This window comes from Streptomyces sp. NPDC044063 (assembly GCF_056434285.1).
In genome coordinates this window covers 146678-168662 of record NZ_JBWKFM010000007.1, presented here as the reverse complement: position 1 = coordinate 168662, position 21985 = coordinate 146678, and the positions used below count along the sequence as shown (strand labels likewise).

At 71.1% G+C, this 21985-nt stretch carries 24 protein-coding genes; 2 read left to right on the top strand and 22 right to left on the bottom strand.

The features are described 5' to 3' along the window. Positions 1–9: 9 nt before the first annotated feature. Complete coding sequence (locus tag AC07BS_RS12050) at positions 10–2130, bottom strand: DNA gyrase/topoisomerase IV subunit B (RefSeq protein WP_478931785.1); 2121 nt, start codon at positions 2128–2130, stop codon at positions 10–12. Positions 2131–2564: 434 nt separating this feature from the next. Here AC07BS_RS12050 and AC07BS_RS12045 point away from each other — a divergent pair, with 434 nt between their 5' ends. After that, positions 2565–2795, top strand: coding sequence for a DUF7455 domain-containing protein (locus tag AC07BS_RS12045; RefSeq protein ID WP_071961820.1), 231 nt, complete (start codon positions 2565–2567; stop codon positions 2793–2795). Positions 2796–2939: 144 nt separating this feature from the next. Here AC07BS_RS12045 and AC07BS_RS12040 read toward each other — a convergent pair whose 3' ends face one another. From AC07BS_RS12040 to AC07BS_RS11965, 16 genes are all read right to left on the bottom strand, one after another. Then, on the bottom strand, positions 2940–3875 hold the full coding sequence (locus AC07BS_RS12040) for a S1 family peptidase (protein ID WP_478931782.1): 936 nt from the start codon (positions 3873–3875) through the stop codon (positions 2940–2942). 136 nt (positions 3876–4011) lie between these two features. Next, positions 4012–5574, bottom strand: a complete 1563-nt coding sequence (locus tag AC07BS_RS12035; protein WP_478931780.1) for an RNA polymerase sigma factor — start codon at positions 5572–5574, stop codon at positions 4012–4014. Between the two features lie 421 nt (positions 5575–5995). After that, complete coding sequence (locus tag AC07BS_RS12030; RefSeq protein WP_478640955.1) at positions 5996–6934, bottom strand: FadR/GntR family transcriptional regulator; 939 nt, start codon at positions 6932–6934, stop codon at positions 5996–5998. Between the two features lie 175 nt (positions 6935–7109). Continuing rightward, positions 7110–8894, bottom strand: coding sequence for an ATP-binding cassette domain-containing protein (locus AC07BS_RS12025; RefSeq protein ID WP_478931777.1), 1785 nt, complete (start codon positions 8892–8894; stop codon positions 7110–7112). Positions 8895–9026: 132 nt separating this feature from the next. Continuing rightward, positions 9027–9788, bottom strand: coding sequence for an NUDIX hydrolase (locus AC07BS_RS12020; RefSeq protein WP_478640958.1), 762 nt, complete (start codon positions 9786–9788; stop codon positions 9027–9029). 116 nt (positions 9789–9904) lie between these two features. Next, positions 9905–11932, bottom strand: a complete 2028-nt coding sequence (locus tag AC07BS_RS12015) for a glycogen debranching N-terminal domain-containing protein (protein WP_478931847.1) — start codon at positions 11930–11932, stop codon at positions 9905–9907. A gap of 119 nt (positions 11933–12051) precedes the next feature. Next, the gene (locus AC07BS_RS12010) at positions 12052–13305 is read right to left on the bottom strand and encodes a DUF4192 domain-containing protein (protein ID WP_478931845.1); all 1254 of its coding nucleotides are present in this window, start codon (positions 13303–13305) and stop codon (positions 12052–12054) included. Between the two features lie 304 nt (positions 13306–13609). Further along, positions 13610–13861, bottom strand: coding sequence for a hypothetical protein (locus AC07BS_RS12005; RefSeq protein WP_478931775.1), 252 nt, complete (start codon positions 13859–13861; stop codon positions 13610–13612). A gap of 395 nt (positions 13862–14256) precedes the next feature. Further along, entirely contained in the window at positions 14257–14931 is a 675-nt protein-coding gene (locus AC07BS_RS12000) for a hypothetical protein (protein ID WP_478931773.1), read from the bottom strand. Further along, the gene (locus AC07BS_RS11995) at positions 14928–15422 is read right to left on the bottom strand and encodes a hypothetical protein (protein ID WP_478931771.1); all 495 of its coding nucleotides are present in this window, start codon (positions 15420–15422) and stop codon (positions 14928–14930) included. The genes AC07BS_RS12000 and AC07BS_RS11995 overlap by 4 nt, the downstream gene beginning before the upstream one ends. Then, complete coding sequence (locus AC07BS_RS11990; RefSeq protein WP_478931769.1) at positions 15403–15897, bottom strand: hypothetical protein; 495 nt, start codon at positions 15895–15897, stop codon at positions 15403–15405. The genes AC07BS_RS11995 and AC07BS_RS11990 overlap by 20 nt, the downstream gene beginning before the upstream one ends. After that, a complete protein-coding gene (locus AC07BS_RS11985; RefSeq protein ID WP_478931768.1) occupies positions 15894–16181 on the bottom strand; it encodes a hypothetical protein in 288 nt (95 codons plus the stop codon). Before AC07BS_RS11985 ends, AC07BS_RS11990 begins: the two co-directional genes overlap by 4 nt. Before the next feature lie 143 nt (positions 16182–16324). Then, positions 16325–16672 (bottom strand): hypothetical protein, encoded by a 348-nt coding sequence (locus AC07BS_RS11980; RefSeq protein WP_478931766.1) that lies wholly within the window; start codon positions 16670–16672, stop codon positions 16325–16327. 160 nt (positions 16673–16832) lie between these two features. Continuing rightward, positions 16833–17675 (bottom strand): helix-turn-helix domain-containing protein, encoded by an 843-nt coding sequence (locus AC07BS_RS11975; RefSeq protein ID WP_478931764.1) that lies wholly within the window; start codon positions 17673–17675, stop codon positions 16833–16835. After that, entirely contained in the window at positions 17672–18208 is a 537-nt protein-coding gene (locus AC07BS_RS11970) for a DUF6879 family protein (protein ID WP_478931762.1), read from the bottom strand. The genes AC07BS_RS11975 and AC07BS_RS11970 overlap by 4 nt, the downstream gene beginning before the upstream one ends. Before the next feature lie 5 nt (positions 18209–18213). Further along, positions 18214–18417, bottom strand: coding sequence for a hypothetical protein (locus AC07BS_RS11965; protein ID WP_478931760.1), 204 nt, complete (start codon positions 18415–18417; stop codon positions 18214–18216). A 532-nt stretch (positions 18418–18949) separates the two neighbouring features. On the opposite strand from AC07BS_RS11965, the gene AC07BS_RS11960 reads away from it, so the two are divergent. Next, positions 18950–19126 carry a hypothetical protein gene (locus AC07BS_RS11960; protein WP_478931758.1) on the top strand — a complete coding sequence of 59 codons (177 nt, stop codon included), beginning with the start codon at positions 18950–18952 and terminating at the stop codon, positions 19124–19126. Positions 19127–19307: 181 nt separating this feature from the next. On the opposite strand, the gene AC07BS_RS11955 is transcribed toward AC07BS_RS11960, so the two are convergent. From AC07BS_RS11955 to AC07BS_RS11935, 5 genes are all read right to left on the bottom strand, one after another. Next, positions 19308–19766, bottom strand: a complete 459-nt coding sequence (locus AC07BS_RS11955; protein ID WP_478931756.1) for a DUF6233 domain-containing protein — start codon at positions 19764–19766, stop codon at positions 19308–19310. Positions 19767–19828: 62 nt separating this feature from the next. Beyond that, on the bottom strand, positions 19829–20185 hold the full coding sequence (locus AC07BS_RS11950; protein ID WP_478931754.1) for a hypothetical protein: 357 nt from the start codon (positions 20183–20185) through the stop codon (positions 19829–19831). Between the two features lie 203 nt (positions 20186–20388). Beyond that, complete coding sequence (ku, locus tag AC07BS_RS11945; RefSeq protein ID WP_478931752.1) at positions 20389–21300, bottom strand: non-homologous end joining protein Ku; 912 nt, start codon at positions 21298–21300, stop codon at positions 20389–20391. Between the two features lie 167 nt (positions 21301–21467). Next, positions 21468–21722, bottom strand: a complete 255-nt coding sequence (locus AC07BS_RS11940; RefSeq protein WP_478931750.1) for a hypothetical protein — start codon at positions 21720–21722, stop codon at positions 21468–21470. Continuing rightward, positions 21719–21946: a holin gene (locus tag AC07BS_RS11935; protein ID WP_478931748.1), complete on the bottom strand. Its 228-nt coding sequence runs from the start codon at positions 21944–21946 to the stop codon at positions 21719–21721. The genes AC07BS_RS11940 and AC07BS_RS11935 overlap by 4 nt, the downstream gene beginning before the upstream one ends. Positions 21947–21985: the final 39 nt, after the last annotated feature.

The following is a 21985-nucleotide window of genomic DNA, read 5'->3' as shown; positions in this document are numbered from 1 at the left end:
GCCCCGGGCTCAGGCGTCGATGCGCGAGCGGTCCAGCGTGGCCGCCGAGTTGGTGATGAACTCCTTGCGCGGCGCGACCTCGTTGCCCATCAGCAGGTCGAAGGCGCGCTCCGCCGCTTCCAGGTCGCTGATGTTGATGCGGCGCAGGGTGCGGTGGCGCGGGTCCATCGTGGTCTCCGCGAGCTGGTCCGCGTCCATCTCGCCCAGACCCTTGTAGCGCTGGATGCCGTCCTTGTAACGGACGCCCTTGCGCTCCAGCTCCAGCAGCGTCTGGCGCAGCTCGCTGTCGGAGTAGGTGTAGATGTACTTGTCCTGGCCCTTCTTCGGGTGGGTGAGCTCCACCCGGTGCAGCGGGGGCACCGCCGAGAAGACCCGGCCCTCCTCCACCATCGGCCGCATGTAGCGCTGGAAGAGCGTGAGCAGCAGACAGCGGATGTGGGCGCCGTCGACATCGGCGTCGGCGAGGAAGATGACCTTGCCGTAGCGGGCGGCGTCGATGTCGAAGGTCCGGCCGGACCCGGCTCCTATGACCTGGATGATCGCGCCGCACTCGGCGTTCTTGAGCATGTCCGAGACCGACGACTTCTGGACATTGAGGATCTTGCCCCGGATCGGCAGCAGCGCCTGGAACTCGGAGTTCCGCGCCAGCTTGGCCGTGCCGAGCGCCGAGTCGCCCTCGACGATGAACAGCTCGCTGCGCTCGACGTCGTCGCTGCGGCAGTCGGCGAGCTTGGCCGGCAGCGAGGAGGACTCCAAAGCCGTCTTCCGGCGCTGCGCCTCCTTGTGCTGGCGCGCGGCGATGCGCGTCCGGGCGGCCGCCACGACCTTCTCGAGCACGGCCCGGGCCTGCTGCTTGGCGTCGCGCTTGGTGGAGGTCAGGAACGCCTTGAGCTCCTTGGCCACCACATTGGCCACGATCCGGGAGGCCGCCGAGGTGCCCAGGACCTCCTTGGTCTGTCCCTCGAACTGGGGCTCGGCCAACCGCACGGTCACGACCGCGGTGAGCCCCTCCATGGCGTCGTCCTTGACGACGTCGTCCTCGGCGACGCGCAGCAGCTTGGCCGAGCGCAGCACCTCGTTGACGGTCTTGGTGATCGCCCGCTCGAATCCGGTGACGTGGGTGCCGCCCTTGGGGGTGGCGATGATGTTGACGAAGGACTTGACCGTGCTGTCGTAGCCGGTGCCCCAGCGCAGCGCGACGTCCACGCCGAGCTCGCGGGTGACCTCGGTGGGCGTCATGTGGCCGCGGTCGTCGAGGACCGGCACGGTCTCCTTGAAGGTGCCCTGCCCGGACAGCCGGAGGATGTCGCAGACGGCCTTGTCCTGGGCGAGGTACTCGCAGAACTCGCTGATGCCGCCGTCGTAGTGGAAGGTCTCCTCGGTGGCCTCGCCGCCGTCGATACCCCGCTCGTCCCGGACGACGATCGTCAGGCCGGGCACCAGGAACGCGGTCTGCCGGGCCCGTCCGTAGAGGGTCTCCAGCGAGAGCTTGGCGTCCTTGAGGAAGATCTGGCGGTCCGCCCAGTAGCGGACGCGGGTGCCGGTACGGGCCTTGGCCACCTTCTTGCCCTTGAGCAGGCCGTTCGCGGGGTCGAAGGGCGCGTCGGGGCCGGGCTCGGTGAAGATGCCCGGGACGCCCCGGCGGAAGCTGATCGCGTGGGTGCGGCTGTTGCGGTCGACCTCGACGTCCAGGCGGGCCGAGAGGGCGTTGACGACGGAGGCGCCGACGCCGTGCAGACCGCCCGAGGCGGCGTACGAGCCGCCACCGAACTTGCCGCCCGCGTGCAGCTTGGTCATCACGACCTCGACGCCCGAGAGGCCCGTCTTGGGCTCCACGTCCACGGGGATGCCGCGGCCGTTGTCCCGGACCTCCACGGACCCGTCGTCGTGGAGGATCACCTCGATGCGGTCGCAGTAGCCGCCCAGGGCCTCGTCGACGGAGTTGTCGATGATCTCCCAGAGGCAGTGCATGAGACCGCGGCTGTCGGTCGAGCCGATGTACATGCCCGGTCGTTTGCGGACGGCTTCGAGACCCTCGAGGACGAGCAGGTGCCGCGCGGTGTAGTTGGATCCGTCCCGGTCTGCCCCGGTCAGCAACGCAGTGGACGGCACGGACGTCTCGGCGGTCACGCGGTTCGCTCCTCGCTGAATTTCTGTCTGGCCCGTGTGGGGGCACATGGGTGGCTCGTTCGCCGTTCAGAGGGTACCGAGGCCTGGTAGAGCCTTTGTGCCGCCACCCTTGAGAACAACCATGCTAATCGAGCATCGATCAGATGTTCGATACCTCGATGGAGTGACATGCACATCACGTTCCCTTCGAGGCATGAACCATTTAGGCTCCGGGCACGTCCTCAAGAACAACCCGGCAAGCCAGCCGGGAGGACGACAGCCCCCAGCGACGTGAAACCGTAAGCCCACGCAATACGGCTCATTCGCCGCCAAACGTCAAGATCCGGCTGACTCGAAAGAGAAGTTTCGAGGAAAAGCCACGAGCGGGAACGTTTTCGGCCTGGTTGGATGTTGACCCTGGTACGACAGCTCGTCGAGCTAGAGAAGAGGCGACGTTGACTACTGTTCTGACCCCCGCGAGCCCGCTGACGGCCGCAGACCGCTGCGACCGGTGCGGCGCTCAGGCTTACCTGCGCGTCGTTCTCATGAGCGGCGGCGAACTGCTCTTCTGCGCCCACCACGGTCGTAAGTTCGAGCCGGAACTCAAGAAGATCGCCGCGGAGATACAGGACGAGACGGAGCGGCTCACCGCCGTCCCGGCGTCCGCGTCCGACGAGGACCGCTGAGTCCTCGGCCGAACGCCGACACATCGCGACCCACGACGAGCGAGGTCCTGCCATCGGCGGGACAGCCGCGGGCGGCTCCCCCAGCGGGGGAGGCCGCCCGTTCTCGTCTCCTCACGGCGACACCCGGGCTCCTCGGGCCCCGGCTCATGGCGACACCCGGCCCGGCCGCGGCGCCGGTGTCGGCGCGGGAGCGTGCTGTGACGGCGGCGGGGCGGCCGGTGCCGCCGGAGGCGGTGGTTTCGCCGGAGGAGCGTGTTCCGGCAGGGGCTCGGCACTGTGGGCCCGGACCAGCCCCATCACCGCCGAGATGCGCGTATAGACCCCTGGATGGCCCGCCTGGGCGCAGCCGCTCCCCCAGGACACCAGCCCCACCAGCCGTCCCCTGGCCACCAGCGGACCTCCGCTGTCCCCCTGGCACCCGTCCCGGCCCCCCTTGGGGAGTCCGGCACAGAGCATCGTGGCCGGGCTGTACGTGCCCTCGGGGCCGCCGGGATACGCCTTCCGGCACAGGGCGTCGTCCAGCACGAGCACCCGCGCCGCCCGGAGCGTCTCCGCGTAACGGCCGGTTCCGGTCGTGTCACCCCAGCCGTAGACCCCCGCGGCCGTGCCCGGCTCATAGGCGGGATCGCCCTGCGGGGCCATCCCCAGCGGACGACTTCCGGGCAGTTGCTCCGCCAGAGTGAGAACCGCCACATCGCCGGCGTTGGTCTCCATGTTGAACTCCGGATTGACCCACGTGGCCTGGATCGGCACCTCCGCGCCCCCGCCGCCGCGCATGTCGGCGCGCCCGGCGATCACCCGCAGGTCCCTGGCCTCCGCCGGATCCACGCCGAGGACCTCCCGGCTGAGGCAGTGGGCGGCCGTGACGATCGTCCTGCGCCCCACCACGACCCCGCCGCAGAACTGGCCGGACCGTACGTCGCCGAAGCGCTCCCGGCTCGCCACGGCCACCATCCAGGGCACATCGGTCACCTTCACGGCCACTCCCCCGACGACCTTGCGGTCCCCGGCCCGTACCGGAGACGGCGCCGCCAGCAGCAGCACGACCGTTCCGACGAGCAGGTACCTCAGGACGCGCATACGGTCTCCCGACGGAACGGAGTTCTGTGCCTACCCAGCGTCACCCCGGGCGCGCGTGCGCGCATCCGGAAAACAGCGGGGCCCGGCTCCTCCAACGAGGAACCGGGCCCTACCGCGACGAATCCATCCGGATGGATCAGTCCAGGTAGTCGCGCAGGACCTGCGAGCGCGACGGGTGACGCAGCTTGGACATCGTCTTGGACTCGATCTGGCGGATGCGCTCACGCGTCACGCCGTAGACCTTGCCGATCTCGTCGAGGGTCTTCGGCTGGCCGTCGGTGAGGCCGAAGCGCATCGAGACGACGCCGGCCTCGCGCTCGCTCAGCGTGTCCAGGACGGAGTGCAGCTGCTCCTGCAGGAGCGTGAAGCTGACCGCGTCGGCCGGGACGACCGCCTCGGAGTCCTCGATGAGGTCACCGAACTCGCTGTCGCCGTCCTCGCCCAGCGGGGTGTGGAGCGAGATCGGCTCGCGGCCGTACTTCTGGACCTCGATGACCTTCTCCGGGGTCATGTCGAGCTCCTTGGCCAGCTCCTCCGGGGTGGGCTCGCGGCCCAGGTCCTGGAGCATCTGGCGCTGGACGCGCGCGAGCTTGTTGATGACCTCGACCATGTGCACCGGGATACGGATGGTGCGGGCCTGGTCGGCCATCGCGCGCGTGATCGCCTGGCGGATCCACCAGGTCGCGTACGTGGAGAACTTGTAGCCCTTGGTGTAGTCGAACTTCTCCACGGCGCGGATCAGACCGAGGTTGCCCTCCTGGATGAGGTCCAGGAAGAGCATGCCGCGACCGGTGTAGCGCTTGGCCAGGGAGACCACCAGACGGAGGTTGGCCTCCAGGAGGTGGTTCTTGGCGCGCCGGCCGTCCTCGGCGATGATCTCCAGCTCGCGCTTGAGCTTCGGGGCGAGCTTGTCGGAGTTCGCCAGCTTGTCCTCGGCGAACAGACCGGCCTCGATGCGCTTGGCGAGCTCGACCTCCTGCTCGGCGTTGAGCAGGGGGACCTTGCCGATCTGCTTCAGGTAGTCCTTGACCGGGTCGGCGGTGGCACCGGCCACCGCGACCTGCTGCGCGGGAGCGTCGTCCTCGTCCTCATCGGACAGGACGAAGCCCTTGGTCTCGCCGCTCTCGTCCTCTTCGTCGCCCTTGCCGGGAGCGGGGGTCTCGTCGAGGAGCTCGTCGTCGAGGAGCTCGTCGGCGTCCTTCTTCGAGGCGGTCTTCTTCGCCGCCGTCTTCTTGGCGGTGGTCTTCTTGGCCACCGTCTTCTTGGCCGTGGTCTTCTTGGCCGCGGCCTTCTTGGCGGGCGCCACGGCCTCGTCCGCCTCGCCGTCGTACACGCCCTGGGCCGAGGCCGAGGACGCCGTGGACGCCGAGGAAGACGTCTGCCGCGCCGTGACCGTCTTGGAGGAGACGGCCTTGGTGGCGGTGCGCTTCGCCGGGCTCTTCGCTGCGACGCTCTTGCGGGTGCGCTTGGGCGCCTCTGCGGCACTGACCATCAGCGTCACACCCTCCTCGTCGAGGACCTGGTTGAGGCTGCGCAGAACGTTCTTCCACTGGGTTGGCGGAATCTGGTCAGCCTCGAAGGCCCGACGCACGTCGTCGCCGGCGATCTGCCCCTCGGCCTTTCCCTGCTCGATGAGCGCCATCAGAGACTCGGATTCGGCGATCTCCGGCGGGAGCGTACGGGATGTGCTGGCCGACACGAACAACCTCTCGGAACGATGGAAACGGCTTCCGGATCCGGCCCCGTGTACGGGCGACCGGCTCCGACGACCGCCGGCAATGGATGAACCGACGGCGCGGGCGGTAGTGCAGAGCAACACAGCGTCTCGGACGAGGCCCGTATTCCCTCCGCGGCTACCACCTCTTTAGTCATCGCGCTGCCTCAAGGAGCGTTACGCCCAATCCCCGTGGCCCGAGTCACACCCCATAACGGAGTGAAAGCCTCTGAAATGGACAGATCACCGGAAGGGCCGCCGGAGCGGCCGTTCCGTACGACCTTTTCGCGCGGCCGTTCCGCGCGGTCGTGCGGAACGGCCCGTCCGGCCCGCGCGTACGGCCGTACGCGCGGGCCGGGCGAGCGGCCCCGCACGCACCGCCCCCGTCCCGGGGGTCCGCCCGCGCTCAGTGCTCGCGCGGAGCGGGCACCACGCGCTCGACCTCGGGGTGGGCGATGAGCAGCTGCCGCATGGCCGCCTCGGCCCCGGCGCCGTCACCGGCCCCGACGGCGTCGACGATACGCAGGTGCTGACCGACGCCCGCCTCGGTCGGACGGTCGCAGCCACCCGCCGAGGCCCCGGAGACGTGGAGGGCGGCGGAGACGATGCCGGACAGGTGCTCCAGCATGCGGTTGCCCGCGACCTGCAGCAGCAGGGAGTGGAACTCGGCGTCGGCGCGGGCGAAGGTGAGGGAGTCCCCCTGAGCGAGGGCGTGACCCATGATCTCGGCCATGTCGGCCAGGCGCTGCTGGATGTCCTCGCGGCCGTGACCGGCGGCGAGCCGGGCGGCCAGCGGCTCGATGGTCCAGCGGAGCTCGCAGAGCTCGCGGCGCTGGTCCTCGCGCTGGGGGCCGAAGGCCCGCCACTCGATGATGTCGGGGTCGAGGAGATTCCAGTCGCTCACCGGCCGGACCCGGGTGCCGACGTTGGGGCGGGCGCTGACCAGGCCCTTGGCCTCGAGGACGCGCAGGGATTCACGGACGACGGTGCGGGAGACCTCGAAGCGCTGCCCGATCTCCTCGGGGACCAGCGGGCGGTCGGCGCCCAGGTCACCGGAGACGATCATCTGGCCCAGCTGCTGGACGAGCTGGCCGTGCAGCCCTCGGCCCCGGCTGCCGGCGGCACGGCGGCCGGCACGGCTCAGCTCCGCGTCGCCGTCCCAGGAGGGTACGGCGCCGCGGTCGGCCCCGGAGGCCTCCGCGTAGGAGTAGCGGTCTAGCTCGCCCGGACCGGCGAGGCCGGAGTCGGCGGGACGAGCCGCGGTCATCATGGTGTGCGCAAGGGTACTCACGCTTCCTTTGTCGGCGACGCGTCCGGACCCCTTGAGGTCTTTGGTGAAAAGCACACGAAAGGGTGATCGCCCATTACCTTACAATTGACGCCCAAACGGACAGAACGGGGCACGTCACAAGGGTGGGCGACTGCGGAGCGTAAGGACAATGGGTTCTTTCCCGGGGCCTCCCCGGACTGATTGTCACTCTGCGTTCCCTCGCGTCCGGCGTGGCGCAATAGCACACCCCTCACCTCGCACGGCCGCGGAACACCGTCAGGACGTACGCCCCCAGCAGCCCGGCCAGGCACAGGGCCAGCGCCCAGCCGATCGGCTGGGACATCAGCCGCAGCGCCGTGGAGACCCCTTGGTCCAGCCCTGACGGCCACTGCACCACCGCGGCCGACCGCAGCCGCTCCGGCAACCCGATCAGCGACCGGGCGGCGGGCCGGGAGAGCACACCGCCGAGGACGGGCACCACCACCGTCGGTACGGCCAGCACCGCGACGAGCCCCAGCGCGGTCGACCGGAACAGCCCCGCGGCGAGCAGCCCCGCCCAGGCGCACCCCACCGTGAGCACCGTCCAGCCCGCGAGCGTCGCGGTCCAGCCACCGGCCAGGGCCGTGGCGGACCCGCCGAAGAGCAGCCGGAGCGCGGTCGTGTCGAGGATGACGGCCGCGAGGGCCAGGAACAGCGCCCCGACCGCGGTGACGACGAGCTTGGCACCGAGCAGGCTCAGCCTGCGGGGCACGGTGCCCTGGTCCGGGGCGAGCGCCGGATAGCGGTATTCCTGGCCGAAGGCGAGCGCCCCGAGGAGTCCCGCGCCGAAGGCGGCCGGCGGCAGCGGCAGCCACGCGGGCCAGCCGGTGAGCAGCCGCAGCGCGGGCGGGGCGCCGGTGCGGGCGAGGACCACGGAGGCGAGCAGGGAGGCTGCGACGGCCAGCACGGACACGGTCCAGCCGGTGCGCACGCCCGTGGCGCGGCGCAGCTCGTAGCGCAGGGGCCAGGCGGGGCCGGGGGCCGGGAGCGGGGGCTGCGGGCGGGCCCGGGGCACCCCGGCGGTGTCGTCCGCGGCGTCGTCGGCGCCGGCGGTGTCGCCGGCCGGATCCTCGCGCCGGCCGTCCGCGCGCTGGAGGGGGGCGACCGGCCCGGTGTCGGCGACCTCCTCCACGAGGCGGTGGACCAGGATGCCGTGGCGGTACGCGGTCTCGCCGACCGCGGCGCAGCTGCTGCCGTAGACGCAGATCCGGCTGCCGCCCTCGTGCACCACCTCCACGGGGGGCGCGTCCGTCGCCTCCCGGGTCGTGTCGGCCTCGGCGGCCAGGACATGGGCGAGGCGGCTAGCGAGGGGCGACTGCACGGCGACGCGGGGGCGCAGCCGCGAACCGGCGAACACGGCGGCCTCCTGATCGGCGACCAGACGGCCGTGGTCGATGGTGACGACCTGGTCGGCGAGGCGGGCCGCCTCGACCGGGTCGCCGGAGGTGACGAGGACGGCGCCGCCCTGGGACGCGTAGCCGCGCAGCAGGCCGTGCAGCCAGGCCGTCTCCCGGGGCGACAGGTCGCGGGCGGGCTCGTCGAGCACGAGCGTGTGGGGATCGCCGAGAAGGGCGGCGGCCAGGCCGAGCCGGCGGTCCATGCCCAGGGAGAAGTCGCCGAGGCGCTGGTCGGCGAGGCCGCTGAGGCCGACGACGTCGAGGACCTCGTCGGCGCGCTCGGCGGGGACCCCGGCGGCGGCGCTGAGCATGCGCAGGTGGCCCCGGGCGCTGCGCGCGGGGTGCCCGGGGACGTCGCCGAGGAGCACGCCGATCTCGCGCGTGGGATGGGGGATCCGGTCGAGGGGGCGGCCGCGGAAGAGGGTGACGCCGCGCCCGGGGTCGAGCCGCAGCATCAGCCGGAGGGCGGCGGTCTTGCCGGCTCCGGGGGCGCCGAGGAGGGCGGTGACGCGGCCCGGGCGGGCCTCGAAGGTGAGGTCGTCGACGGAGGGGGGCTGGTTGCGGCGGGGGACGCTGGTGAGTCCGATGGCCTGGATCATGGGCTTCACTCGCGGGACGGCGGGACCGTACCGCAGCACCGTAACCCGATATGTCCTATTTGCTACGCAACGTAGGGCGCTTCCCTCACGCGTGTCCCATCGGGCACACGGGTGGACCTGCCTCGGCCCCGGCTAGGCCTCCGGGCGCAGCATGGGCGGGTTGAGGAGGGTGGCACCGCCGGCCCGGAAGAGCTGGGCGGGGCGGCCGCCCTGGCGTGTCGTGGTCCCGCCCGTGGGGACCAGGAAGCCGGGCGTGCCGGTGACCTTGCGGTGGAAGTTCCGGGGATCCAGGGCCACGCCCCACACCGCCTCGTAGACCCGGCGCAGCTCGCCCACGGTGAACTCCGGGGGACAGAAGGCCGTCGCCAGGGAGGAGTACTCGATCTTGGAGCGGGCGCGTTCGACGCCGTCCGCGAGGATCCGGGCGTGGTCGAAGGCGAGCGGGGCCTCCTGCTCGCCGTCCCGGCCGAAACCGCCCTCCTGGTCCAGCAGGTCCTCCACGGGCGCCCAGCGCACGCTGCGCGCGTCGCCGCCGGGGCGCGGCGCGGGCAGGTCGGGCGCCAGCGCGAGGTGGGCGACGCTGACCACCCGCATCCGGGGGTCGCGCCGGGGATCGCCGTACGTGGCGAGCTGCTCCAGGTGCGCCCCGCCCGCGACCACCGGCCCAACCGGGTCGTGGGCCTGCAGGCCCGTCTCCTCGGCGAGCTCGCGGGCCGCCGCCGTCGCCAGATCCTCGTCGCCCCGCACGAACCCGCCGGGCAGCGCCCAGCGGCCCTGGTACGGCGGCTCGCCGCGCCGGACGGCCAGCGCGCACAGCGCGTGGCGCCGCACGGTGAGCACGACCAGGTCGACGGTGACAGCGAAGGGCGGGAAGGCCGACGGGTCGTAGGGCATGAAGCGATCATAGTCGTCTTCCTGACGATAAACAGGTGCTCTTCCGAGGTCCGAGCACCGCTCGTCCGGCGGTCCGGCGGGCGGTGGTACGCCGGACGACGGGCCGCCCGCGCCGCTCACACCCCCAGCTGCAGACCGTCGGCGGCCTCCTCGACCATGCCCAGCCCGAGCCTGCTGACGCGCACCGCGAACGGCTGGTCGGCCACCCGCAGGCCGGTCAGCCGCAGCTCGCCCAGCGGGGCGGTGCGCGGGGGCCGGACGGTCACGCTCCCGGCGGGCACGTCGGGGCGTATCCCCGCGAGGGCGGTCAGCAGCAGGACCGCGCCCGCGGCCGCGACCGCCGCCGGGCGGCAGGCCGCGGGATGCGGGAGCGGAGCGCCGCCGGCCGTGCGCTGCTCCCCCGCGTACATCTCCGGAAGCCGGTACCCGAAGGTCTCGGCGGCGTCGAGCGTGCCGCGCAGCAGCCCCGCGGCCTCGTTCTCGTAGCCGGCGGTGAGGAGACCGGCCACCGCGACGGCCGTCTCGTGCACGCGGACGGCGCCGCCGCGGTGGCCGAACGGATTGTGGCCGGGCTCCTTCGCCCCCAGGCTGCGCAGGCCCCAGCCGGAGTCGAGGGCGGGGCCGCCGAACAGCCGGGCGAGCTGCTCGGCGCGGACCGCGTCGAGCAGCCCCGGCGCGTGGCCGCCGCCTCCGAGGAGCCCGGTGTCCAGCAGGTGCGCGGCGGCGGAGCCCAGGTGCGCCGTCCGCCGGCCGTCGGGGGCGAGGGCCGCGAGGGGGCGTCCCCCGCCCAGGTCCTCGGTCCAGAAGTCCTCCCGGAATCGGCGCCTCAGCTCGCCCGCCCACTCCCGCAGCCCCTCGGCCCCGGGGCGGCCGAAGGCCTCGAGGAGGTCGGCGCCCAGCACGGCGGCCCGGTGCGCGTGCGCCTGGACCTCGCAGCGGTAGGGGCCGGCGGGGGCGGGGTCGGCGACGTACGCGCCGTCACCCGCCGCCGCCCGCAGCCAGTCCAGGCACCGCTCGGCGGCGGGCAGCAGCGACAGGACCTCCTGCTCCGGCAGGCCCCAGCGCCGGGCCTCGGCCAGCACCGCGGGAAACAGCAGGGTCGCCTCCACGCCCGTGCACCCGGGCGGCAGATGGGCTCCGGAGTGGCGCAGCGCGCCGGGGACGAGGCCCCGGTCGGGGCCGGGGCCGGGCATCTGCGTCCGCGCCAGGGCGCGCAGCGTCCCGGCGGCCAGCCGGGTGCCCAGGGGCAGGGTCATCCTGGCGGCCCACAGGGCCTCGGCGGGCGCGAGGTGCCCGCAGCGCCAGGGGACGCCCCCGGCGAGATGGACCTCGCCGGGGTGGGCCGGGTCGCGCACGAGCAGCGCCCGCAGGTCCGCCAGGCTGGCCGTCAGCAGGGCGCCGACGCGGGGGTCGTCGCCGTCCGCCGCCGCCTCGCCCCAGGGCGGCGCGGCGCCGCCGCGCCCCGCGGGCTCGGGGGTGCGGGGCCTGCCGGGCAGCTCGGCCCGGACCCGCAGCTCGACGCTCCGGGTGCCGCCGGGGGGCAGTGATATCTCCCAGCTCAGCAGTCCGGCCGAGGCCACGACATCGCCCGGCGGCGGCTCCGCGGCGACCACGGCCCGCAGGCCGGGCGCCGACCAGCGCAGCCCGGAGCCGTGCACGGCGGCCGGGATCTCCGGTCCGGCCAGGCCCGCGGCGACCGCGCCCAGCTCGGCGAGGTCGGTGCCCAGGGACACCTCGAGGACCAGCCGGAGCTCCCCGGGGGCCGCGCTGCGCACCGTGATGCGCTCGACGCCCTCGGCCTCGCGCAGCCGCTCGACGGTGACGGCCGGGTCAGGGCCGGCGTCGGCGGGTGTCCGCACCGTGCCGACGAAGCGGGCCCGGTCGGCCGCGAGCATCCTGCCCTGCACCGGGACCGGCTCGACGCCGCTCACCCGGACCCGGCAGCGGGCCAGCAGGCGCCGCCCGCCGCGGTAGAAACCGTCCAGCCCGGCCCCGGTGAGCTGTCCCTGCTCACCGGAGATCGCCAGGGCGGGCAGGGCGACGCAGATCAGCGCGTCGTGCACGGGGCGGGGTCCCTGGGCGCGGGCACCGGCGGTGCGCTGCGGGGGGACGGGGCGGCTGAGCGGCGGGCCGCTGGGGGCGATGCCTCGCACCTGTCTGCTCCCTGGGGCTGCACGGACCTGGACGGCCGTCGACGAGTGAGGGCCACTCAGGTGAACGCGGCCGGGCGGGGCGAGGTCACGGCGGCCGGGGGCGTGACGGCTCACTGCCGACCCCGCACGCCCCGCTGCCCGGCGCGGCGGCGCGTACGCGTCTTCCCCGTGGGCCCCTTCGCTCCGGCGGGCGCGCTCGGACCGCCCGGCCTCGACGGTCCGCCCGCGCCCCGGGGCGTGCTCTCCGGCGCGGGGACCGCGGCACGGCCCGCCCCGGCACCGGCCTGGGCGGCGGCCTCGGGCCCGCACTCCCCGCCGGCCGCCGCGGAGGCCGTACCGCCGTCGGTCCCCACGGCCTCCTCGCGTCCGCGGCGCTCGCCGCGCAGGCAGCGGCGCAGGGGCTCGGGGTCCATGCCGTCGTTGCAGGCGCGGTGGAGAAGCTGGGCGAAGAGGTATTCGGGGTCGGCTGTGAGGGCCTGACTCAGGGCGACGCGGGCCTCGGGCTGGTCCCCCGTCGACCACGCCACCCAGCCGGCGAGGGTGAGCGGCGCGGCGGCGTGCTCGGTGTAGGGCGGCACGCAGCGCCGGGCGAGGGCGCGCCAGACACGCAGGATGGCGGCGGCACGCGGTCCCTCCATCCATTCCGCCGCCCGGTCGCGGGTGACGCGGTCCTGGAGCCCGACGACGATGGCCGCCGCCTCGTCGCAGGCGAGCAGGGCGTCGTCGCGGGCGTCGGCCTCCCGCGGGTCGGCCGCCGGCGGCACGGCGTGGAAGCGCTCCACCACCAGGCCCGCCAGGTCCAGCGTCTCGCGGCACACGGTCTCGGCGCTCGTGCCGCTCAGGATCCGGGGGACGAGGTCGGCTGCGGCCGCGTCGAGGGCGGTCAGCTGCTCGGTGGCCGGGGCGCCGGTGAGCGGCGCGAGCCGTGCCTCCATCTCGCGCAGGGTCCCGCGCACCCGGATGCCGGCGTAGGCGGCGGCCGCGGCCATCACGGAGGTACCCGGAAGGACCATGGGCGTGCCCTCGGGCGGGCAGCAGCGCTCGTCGGGGCAGCAGTAGGACCAGAACCGCCCGTCGGACAGGCACAGCGCCTCGTACACGGGCACGTCGAGCCCGCCGCAGGCGAGGCGCAGGCTCTGGGCGAGCGGACGGAGGCGGTCCCTCACGTCGGCCCCGGTCTCGCCCGGCGCCGGGTCCTGGCAGAGGAACACGACGATGCCGTCGGGCCGGGGCCCTCGCTTGGCGCAGCCGATGACGAGGGTCTCGGCGAGCTGCTCACCGACCTCGGGCCATTCCTCCGGGTGACGGGGGATGCCCAGCCTGAGCCGGCCGCCGAAGCGGCCGCGCTCGCCGTGGAGGGCCAGGAGAACGATGCTGTCCGTGGGTAAGAACCCTGCTAACGGGTAATGGTCACTCTCGGGAGTTGACGCTGGTCAAGGCTGAAGTGGCTGTAAATTGACTCACCAACGAGGCGGGCCGTCTCGTCTAGCGATCCACGCAAATGCTCTACGAGAAGCATGGGCGCAGGCGCATCGATCGCAGCCAGATCCGCCGCGCGGGCGTCCTCAAGAACCCGGCGAGCCGGGCCTCCTAGCCATCTCATCCGACAACTTTTGAGCCGCGCGTGGCGGGTGGACCGGTTCTAGGCGAACCAACCGCAGTCCAAGGCTAGGGATCGGCGACGGTCGCGTCTTCGCTCACGGGCAGCGCTGTCTGCCCATTGGCCAGTTCCAGAAGCAACTTGACCATATCGTTAAGAGCGCCGCGTAGGCGCTCCACGAGGAGAATGAGGCTAGGGGCGTCGATCGTCGCCAGGTCCGCCTTGCGTGCCTCTTGAAGGTCTCGCGCTGCAAAGCTCAGCCGGGTGGCCTGTTCAGGGGTGAGACCCCACGCAGTCTGGCCGGATGCTTGCTCGGGCAACGGGTCCCCCCTTTGATCGTGATGGCGTGACTCTGACGGCTAGGGCTCCGCTGCACCAATGAGATTGCGAGTGACTTGCAGTACATCCGAGGAGGCCCCAGCCGCTGCCGCCCACGAAGGACGACCAGCCGGGGCCGAACTCACTACCAGTCCGCACCGTTAGGCGCCTATTAGTCCGCTACTGGACTGGGTGTCCAACCGTTGTCGGGCATGCCCGCTTCAACCACAATCTCGCCCAGGAACTGCTCCCGAATTTGCTGGCTCGGACTGGCAAGCGGCGAACCGGACCTTGGGCGTCCTCTCTCGACCGCATGGGGAGCGTAGGTGGGTGTCGCAGGTGGCGCCATGGCCAATTACTTGAAACTGGCCCTATCTGCAACCGGACGGGGAGGGCGCTACTCGTTGCCCCTCTCCTGCCACAACCGCTCGGCCGGTGCCGCGGCCTCCTGCTCCTCGAGGGAGAGGAAGCGACGCTCCGTCCGGCACCGGTGACACACGACGATGTGGCTGGGCTGGCCCTCGCTGTGGACCGAGGCGATCGGGACCAGTACGACCGCTGCCGTCTTGCACAGCGCGCACCGGGGGCGCTCGGGGGCTGGACTCCACTTCGGGGGTGCCGCCCCAGATGCCACGACGGCCAGCGCCTCCTTCAGGTGAACCGGGTCGGTGAGGGTGTACGGGCCCGGGCCCGGCTGGCGCTCGGCTGGGAGGACCCAGCGGTAGCCGCCCACGTTCTGCCCGGGAGGGGGCGCTGTGATCCTGTCGCCGCGGCGGCAGCAGCGCGCATGGGGCACTGGCCTGATGAAGAACGTGTTGGCGTTGTGGATGAGCCACCACGTGCCAAGCTGGCGGTGCTGGATCCGCGGGCCGGGGAGCTGGTTGTGCGCCTCCATGATTCTTACGGCGCGGAGAGCGACGTCAAAGGGGACGTGTACGACATCCCACGGCCGGCCAGCGACCATCGACACAGTGAGGCCGCCGGCCCACCTGCGCTCGGCGAGGCCCTGGTCCTCGGCACCGATGGCGAGCCGACGCCGGATGATGGCCAGTTCGTCTGGCGTAGAGGTCATTGGGCGGCTTCCTTCAGCAGCAGAGACTGGACAGTGGCGGGGTCGCAGAGCATGGAGTCGTCGTGCGGGGGCTGCACGGCCCAGTACGTGCCGCGCTCGGGTGCTTCAAGCGGAGGGGGCATGCCCAGGCAGTAGCCGTTCCCCAGTGCTGCGGACCCCGGTACCGTCCATCGCGCGGCGGTGCCCGGCGGGACAAGGGCGTACAGCCAGCGGCCGGCGCTGTCGGCGATGACGGCGCTGGTGATGCCGTGGTCGGCCAGGACGAGCTCGATGATGTCGCCGCGGGCGACCGCATCGGCTGGCAGCCTGATCGCGTCGAATCCCCTGCCCAGACGGATCGGCGCCGACTCGCTGCGCGACCAGCGCTCACAGGCCAGCGCGGGGTCAGGCTGCTGCGAGGCAAGCCACCGGGCGGCCCGGTGGAACGCGCTGGCCTCAGCGAGCCACTCTCTGGATGGGTGCAGCCTGCGTTCATTGGGGGTGAAGGTCACTGGGTGCTTCCTTCTCAAGGAGGGATCGGAGGGCGGCAGGGTCGCAGAGCATGTCCGACCCGTGAGGAGCGGGCAGGAGCCAGCAGGTGTCTACGGTTCGCCCCGCGGGGCGGGGAACGGACAGGTAGCTGGGGTAGGGATCAGCGCCAAGGCATTGGGTCCCTGTGACGGTCCATTGCCGGTAAGTGCCGGGTGGCACCAGCACGCTGTACCGCTCAGGGCGGTGCGAGAAGATCACCGAGTTGAAGATCCCGAACGAGCGGAAGCACTCCCGCACCGCCCCCAGATCCGGCATCGTTCCGCCGACGAGCGCCGCCGGAACATGCACGACGTCGAAATGCCGGCCGACCCGGATCCCGGCCAGCCGCCCCCACTCCCACATCTCCCGAGCCCGCCACGGACTCGCCTCCCGGCACAGCAGCCACTGCGCTGCTTCGGAGGGCCGGTCGGGCTTGCGGACAGGCGGGCTGGTCATCTGTATCCCTCCAGGGGGCTCCGACCGCCTCGGCTGAAAGCGGCACCCAGATCGGTGGCGTCAGTGAGCTTTCCAGTGCCGTCCGGCTGTTCCAGCCAGCCGCGGCCCGCGAAGTACCGGGTCACTGGCGGGCATCGCAGCGACCACCCGGCCGGCTTCACATTCAGCATGGGCAAGTCGGCCAGCTGCTCCTGGGCGTCGTGGGATACCAGCCACCAGGCGATCGACGCCTCGTAGTGGGCCAGGACCGGCCCGAGCCTGCTGGCCCGGCTGAGCGTTTCCATGGCCTCAATGGAGCGCGGCAGGGGGGCCTCGACGACGGACCAGGCAAGGGAAGAGAGCGGCGGAAACTTGTCATGCGCCCACGCGCGGCGTATGGCGGAGGGGTTGGCCGCGCAGCGGGCGAGCCACCGGGTACCGGGGTGGGTCACGGCTCGGCCCTCGCGGCTGCCAGCGCTGCGCGCAGTTGGCGAGGGGACACCAGGGGCCCGGGGAGAGGGTGCAGGGGCGGAATGATCCAGTGAAGCCCGACCGCATCCGCGTCGAGGGTGCCGTTGACGCCGACGTAACAGCCCTTGCCGAAGATGATCGTGTCCGGCTCGCTCCACTGGTCGGCGGTGCCGACGGGAACAAGGAAGTACAGACGGGGTTGCGGGCCCAGAGGGTCGCAGATGATCGGCCCTCGCCCGTCGTCGGTCTGCTTGAGGTGCGTGGCGGCGGCATAGGCGAGGGGCCCGTCAATGGCGATGGCGTCCCACCAGCGGCCGGCAGCCACGGCGTCGATAACCCTCTCAGGGGGGAGCCATGGCGGACGGGCACGGCGGGCTCGGGAGGCGACCGTCGTTCTCATGACCGGACCGTACGAGCAATGCTTGCGCTGTCGTGCTGCGATTGCGCGGTATTGCGCAGCGTGCGGTTTGGCTTCCGCGAGATTGCTAACCCAGGTCGAGGGCTGCCCGCGCGCGGGCGAGGAGGCGGTGCGCCTGGTGCTCGTAGACGGCGGCTTCGCGCAGGGTCTCCCATATCTTCAGGAACATGGTGATCTCGTCCGGATCGTCGAGCCACATCTCCACGGTCCACGTCTCGGAGATCACCAGACGCTCGTCGTAGATGGAGAAGCCGTCTCCGGGGGCGATGTTCACCTGGGCGCCGAGCGGGATGATGCCGAGGGTGACGTTACTCAGACCGGCGATGGAGATCAGCCGGTCGAGCTGGGCGGCCATCACCTCACGAGGGCAGAGGAGGACGTACAGGGCCGCTTCCCACACCACGAGGTCGAAGCGCTTGCCTGCCTCGTACAGTGCGGCTTGGCGCTGCATCCTGGCGTTCACCGCGGGTTCGATGTCCCGGGGTGTGCTCCGCAGCTGACCGTACCGGGTGAGCACGTGCCGGGCGTAGTCCGCGGTCTGGAGGATGCCGGGCACGATGCCGGACTCAAAGGAGCGTGTCGTGCTGGTCCGCCGGGCCTGCTCGATCCCGGCCTCCTGGCGCGGCCGGTGTCCGCCAGCCAGTTGCCTCCGCCACGTCCGGTAGCGCGTTTCCAGGCCTCGAAGCCGCCCCTTCAGCTCCCCGGCCGTCTCAGGCTGTCCACAAGCCATGGCCCACGCTTCGAGGTCAGCGGACGTGGGGGTCTGCTTACCGTTCTCCAGACGGGAGACCTTCGAAGGCGCCCAGTCCAGTGCGTCGGCGACCTGCTTGCCATTCAGACCTGCCTCGGTGCGCAGTTCCCGCATGCGCGCACCGAGGGTCACTCGGGCCTGCTGAAAGTCGGTGCTCACATGGAAGAACGTACCGGCCCGGTCACCTCACGCGCAGGGCGTGCGTAATGCCATGCAGCATCACGGATCTGGCACCCCTGGAGCACGGCGGCCGGGTCATCAGACAGTTCCATGCCGAGGGAACGATCCCCGTCGAAGTGGAAAAACCCGATCGTCCGCGAGTCGAACAGCCAGAAGTCGCGCATCGGTACGTCGAGCCGGTCAGCCTCAGTGCGGGGCAGATACCGAATGTCCTCACCGGCGGCCACGCTGTCCGCCACATCCTCCAAGAGCCACCGCTGATAGTCCGTGGCTGGCTCGTCGATGACGCGGACGCGCTCGACGCGCTTCCCCTCCTGCGTCAACAAGGCCATGGTGACCAGCCACGGTCTCGCTGGCCCTGGTACCGGTGGCTCGCCGCGCAGGAACCGCTGGAAGTCCTCGGTTTCGTGGGCCACTCCGTACGCCCGTCGTGTCTCCCAACGCCACGCCGTGTGCTGGAAACCGTCACGGAAGAACTCGGTGATGCCCGGTCCGCTGATCAGGTTGGGCACGCCGTCTACTCCTTGGGCGCGAAGCGCGTGAGCAGCGCGGCCGGGACGATCACGAACGTCTCGGAGTCCTTCACGTCGCGCAACTGCGCGAGATGCTCGGGGTTGGTGAGGCGGTCTCCTTGAACGACGTAGTTGCCGGTCTCGGTGTCCCGGTAGAGGGTCGGGCAGTCACCGTCTTTGGACGTCGTGCCGATGAACTCCAGGGCCATGAGGGCTTCCTCTCTGCGCTCTCGATCAGAGCCCTCATAATCATCTGTGACTCGCAGCTGCGCAGGAAGATTGCGAAAGATTGCGATGTGGTCCGGCCCCTCGTGGATTGCTCGCAAGAGCTGATTGGACCACGGCGCGAGCAGCAGCCACGCGGCTCGGATGGATCACTCCAGGCTAGCTGGCACCAGTGACACCGGCGCGAGTGAACACGTCGTCAAGCACTCGTGCGATGGCCACGTCGTAGCCCACCTGAGGGCCCACTAGATCCTTGAGACGGAGACCTTTGGGGATCCCGAAGTACGCCTCCACGTGAGTCATAGGCGTACCGTCATCTAGTACCGCCTTCAGCGCCGCGCCGCGCAGTTGATGAACGTCAACATTCACACCAGCCTCGTTGGCTACGGCACGCACCAGTTGAATGAGACGAACGTCGGAGAGCCCAGGCAGCAGGAACGAACTGGCCTCGTCTCGCGACTCGACAACAGCGTCCAGGGCCCGGGCCACAGTAGGCCCGATGGCGACCGTCCGGGGATGCGTGAATCCACCCACGGCGAGAACCGGCTGGCCGTCCCGGTCCTGATAGTCCTCCGGCCGGAGCACGGCTACCTCACCTGGCCGGAGGCCAGCCAGGAGCAGCATCGCCACCCCGGCGTACTCCACCGGGTGCCCGGCGACTACTGCGAGAACACGTGCAGCATCCTCAGCTGAAGCGGCAGGACGATCACGTAGCGCGGCGCCTCCAAATACGAGCCTGCTGCGAGGCTAGCGATCTGGCTGAAGCAGCAGAAGAGGATCAGTGAAAGCGCCCTGCTGAAGTGCCCACGGGTGCTACGTGTACGGTTCAGCGCCCCGCTGGCCGCCCGTGGTGCTCTGGCCCGGAACGGCAGGGTTACGGGCTTGGAGGCGGCATCTCCTGGAGCCGGTCGGAGCCGCACATGCACGGCTGGGCCCCTTCGAAGAGGGCGCGGCGCGCCTCATCGAGGGTGAGCGTGGCCTCGCAGTCAGTGAGAAAGCAGCCCTCGTAGTGGAGGACCTGGATTCTCATGCCGGGGGGCGAGGGAAGTTTCCGGAGGCTCCAGTGGCCAGGGAACTCTTCCGCGAGCTTGTCGCGCGACGCAGGCGCTGCCCGGCGGTGGGGGACGCTTGAGTAGTCCGTCTCCTCGATCTTGCTGATGAGGCTGGCTGGCGCCCGGAAGGTGACCGCTTGTGGTTCGGGAGCGATCTTGCCGCCGGGTAGCCGGAGCTCGGCCCAGAGATTGATTCGCAGCTCGCCCCACCATTCGCCGGAGCGCTGCTGGATCCAGGCCAGGAGCTCCGCGGCGACGGACTCACCGTCGACGAGCTCCACCCACACCTGGGGGTGGGGCGCATCTTTCGCGAGCGCTAGCTCGGCGGTATCGGGGGCCATGGCTATTGCGCGGTGGAGCTCTTGGTGGCCTTCTCGTGGATGCGCTTGAGGCCCATCCTGGCCTTGACGACCTTGTCGCGTTCCACGGTCGCCCAGAACGGGTGGTCGCCGACCTGGATGGAGAGGTCCACGGCCTTAGCCCGTAGGGCCTCGACGGCGTCCATATCGTCCTGGGTCCATCCTTCGGTAGCCGGGCGCCGGGTCGGATGCCAGTGGTCGGCCGGCCGCTCCCACCCCTCGTGGGGTTCCACGGACCACGGGAGGGTCTTGAGCAGGGCGGCGAGCTCCGCGTGGGTTTGGTGCAGCGCGAGCTGCGCTTCGCGGAGATCTTGCGGGTAGTCGAAATCGAGATTGGTCATCGCAAGGTCGATCGTACCTCTGTTCGATTAGAGAGGTCCTCCCCGCGCTCTGGCGTTCGTCCGCCGGTCGTTGCGCAGGCGCTCGCCTGCCGCTTAACCGCCCCGATCGACCGTTCCCCTCCCCAGCTACCAAACCCCAGCAAGAGCCACTGCGACACGGGCTCCGGCCCCCGAACCACACGATCAGCCGCCGGGGTGGACGCCTACCCGGTCCACTTCTTCGCACGTTCCCCTTTCTTCGGTGACCGGCTGGCCGTCTTCTTGGCGGCAGCCTTTGCCGTCTTCGCCGGGGCCTTCTTCGACGGCTTCCGCCCTCCGGAGCCCTTCGCGCCACCCCCACCTTCCGCGGCCTCGTCGATGGAGGCCTGCAGGGCGGCCATGAGGTCGACAACGTTGGACGGCGCAGCCGTCGTCCTGGCCGGCTTGCGTGCAGGCTGGGCCCCTGCCTTGGTGGCGACGAGCTCGCGCAGCGCCAGCTGGTACTCGTCCTCCAGGGCCTTGAGGTCGAAGTCCGCGGACATCTTCTCCATGAGGCTCGCGGCCATCTCCACCTCCTGCGGCCGCACCGTGACCGAGGCCGGCGGCGCGAGGCCAGCGGCATCCCGGACCTCGTCGGGCCAGAGCATGGTGTGGACGACCATCAGGTCCTCGTGGACCCGTAGCAGCGCCAGGGATTCCTTCGTCCGTAGGGCGATCTTGGTGACGGCCACGCGGTCGGTCTGCTTGAGCGTCTCCCGCAGCAGGATGTAAGGCTTGTTCGCCGCCGCGCCCTCCGGGGCCAGGTAGTACGCCTTATCCAGCTGAATGGGATCGATCTCGGACGCATCGATGAAGGCCAGCACGTCGATCAGCTTTTTCGTGGGCAGCGGCAGCTGGTCCATGAGGTCGCTGGTGAGCACCACTTCCTGGCCGTCGTGCTCGACGCCCTTGGCCACGTGCTCATAGGGCACTGTCTCCCCGCAGACATCGCACACCCGATGCCGACGGATACGTCCTTGATCCTCGTCGTGAACCTCATGGAGCACGACATCGTGCTCCTCGATGGCGGGCACGATCTGTACTGGTACGGAAACCAGCCCGAAGCCGATCGCGCCTTTCCAGAGAGACCGGGGCATGAGTTCAGGCTGAAGGCGGCTGGCGGGTCGTGCATCACTGCTCGCCCGGATGGGTGGCAGACGATGTTCAACCGCAGGTGCCCGCGTGACACCTTCCGGCTGGGGATGACGAAAGAGCCCGGTGCCCGCCAACGTGGCGGGCACCGGGCCAAGGAAGTCGGGGTGGGTCAGCGGGCGAGTGTCCCGTAGATGCTCACCAGGAGGCCGACCAGAGCGACGACGGCAGCGAGCGACGGCAGGGGCCAGCGGCCCCGCTCAAGGGCAGTGATGCGACGCTCGAGGTCGGCGATGTCCGACTCCACGGTCGTGGTGCGCTGGAGTGCGACGTCTAAACGGCCATTGAGGGTGGCAAAACCGGTGTCCACGGCTCCTCGTAGTCGTTCCAGCTCGACGACGACCCCGGCCTGGTCGGGGATGGTCAACGGCGTGCCACCGTCTCGGTGAGACCGGGGCCGGGCGTACCGCCGGAGCTGGCGATCGCGGTCAGGAGCGCGAGGACGGTGGCGAGGCCGGCGGCTGAGAGCGCTCCGCCCCAGTCGGCGTCGAGGACGCCAGTGGCGTTGGCGCCGAGGATGCCGAGGAGCGTCTGGGCGCAGGTGCGGATCATGCGCTCGAAGGTTGCGATCCAGAAGGCGGAGGTGTTCATAGGGTCACTTCCAAAGTGAAGGCCGCACGGCACAGGTGC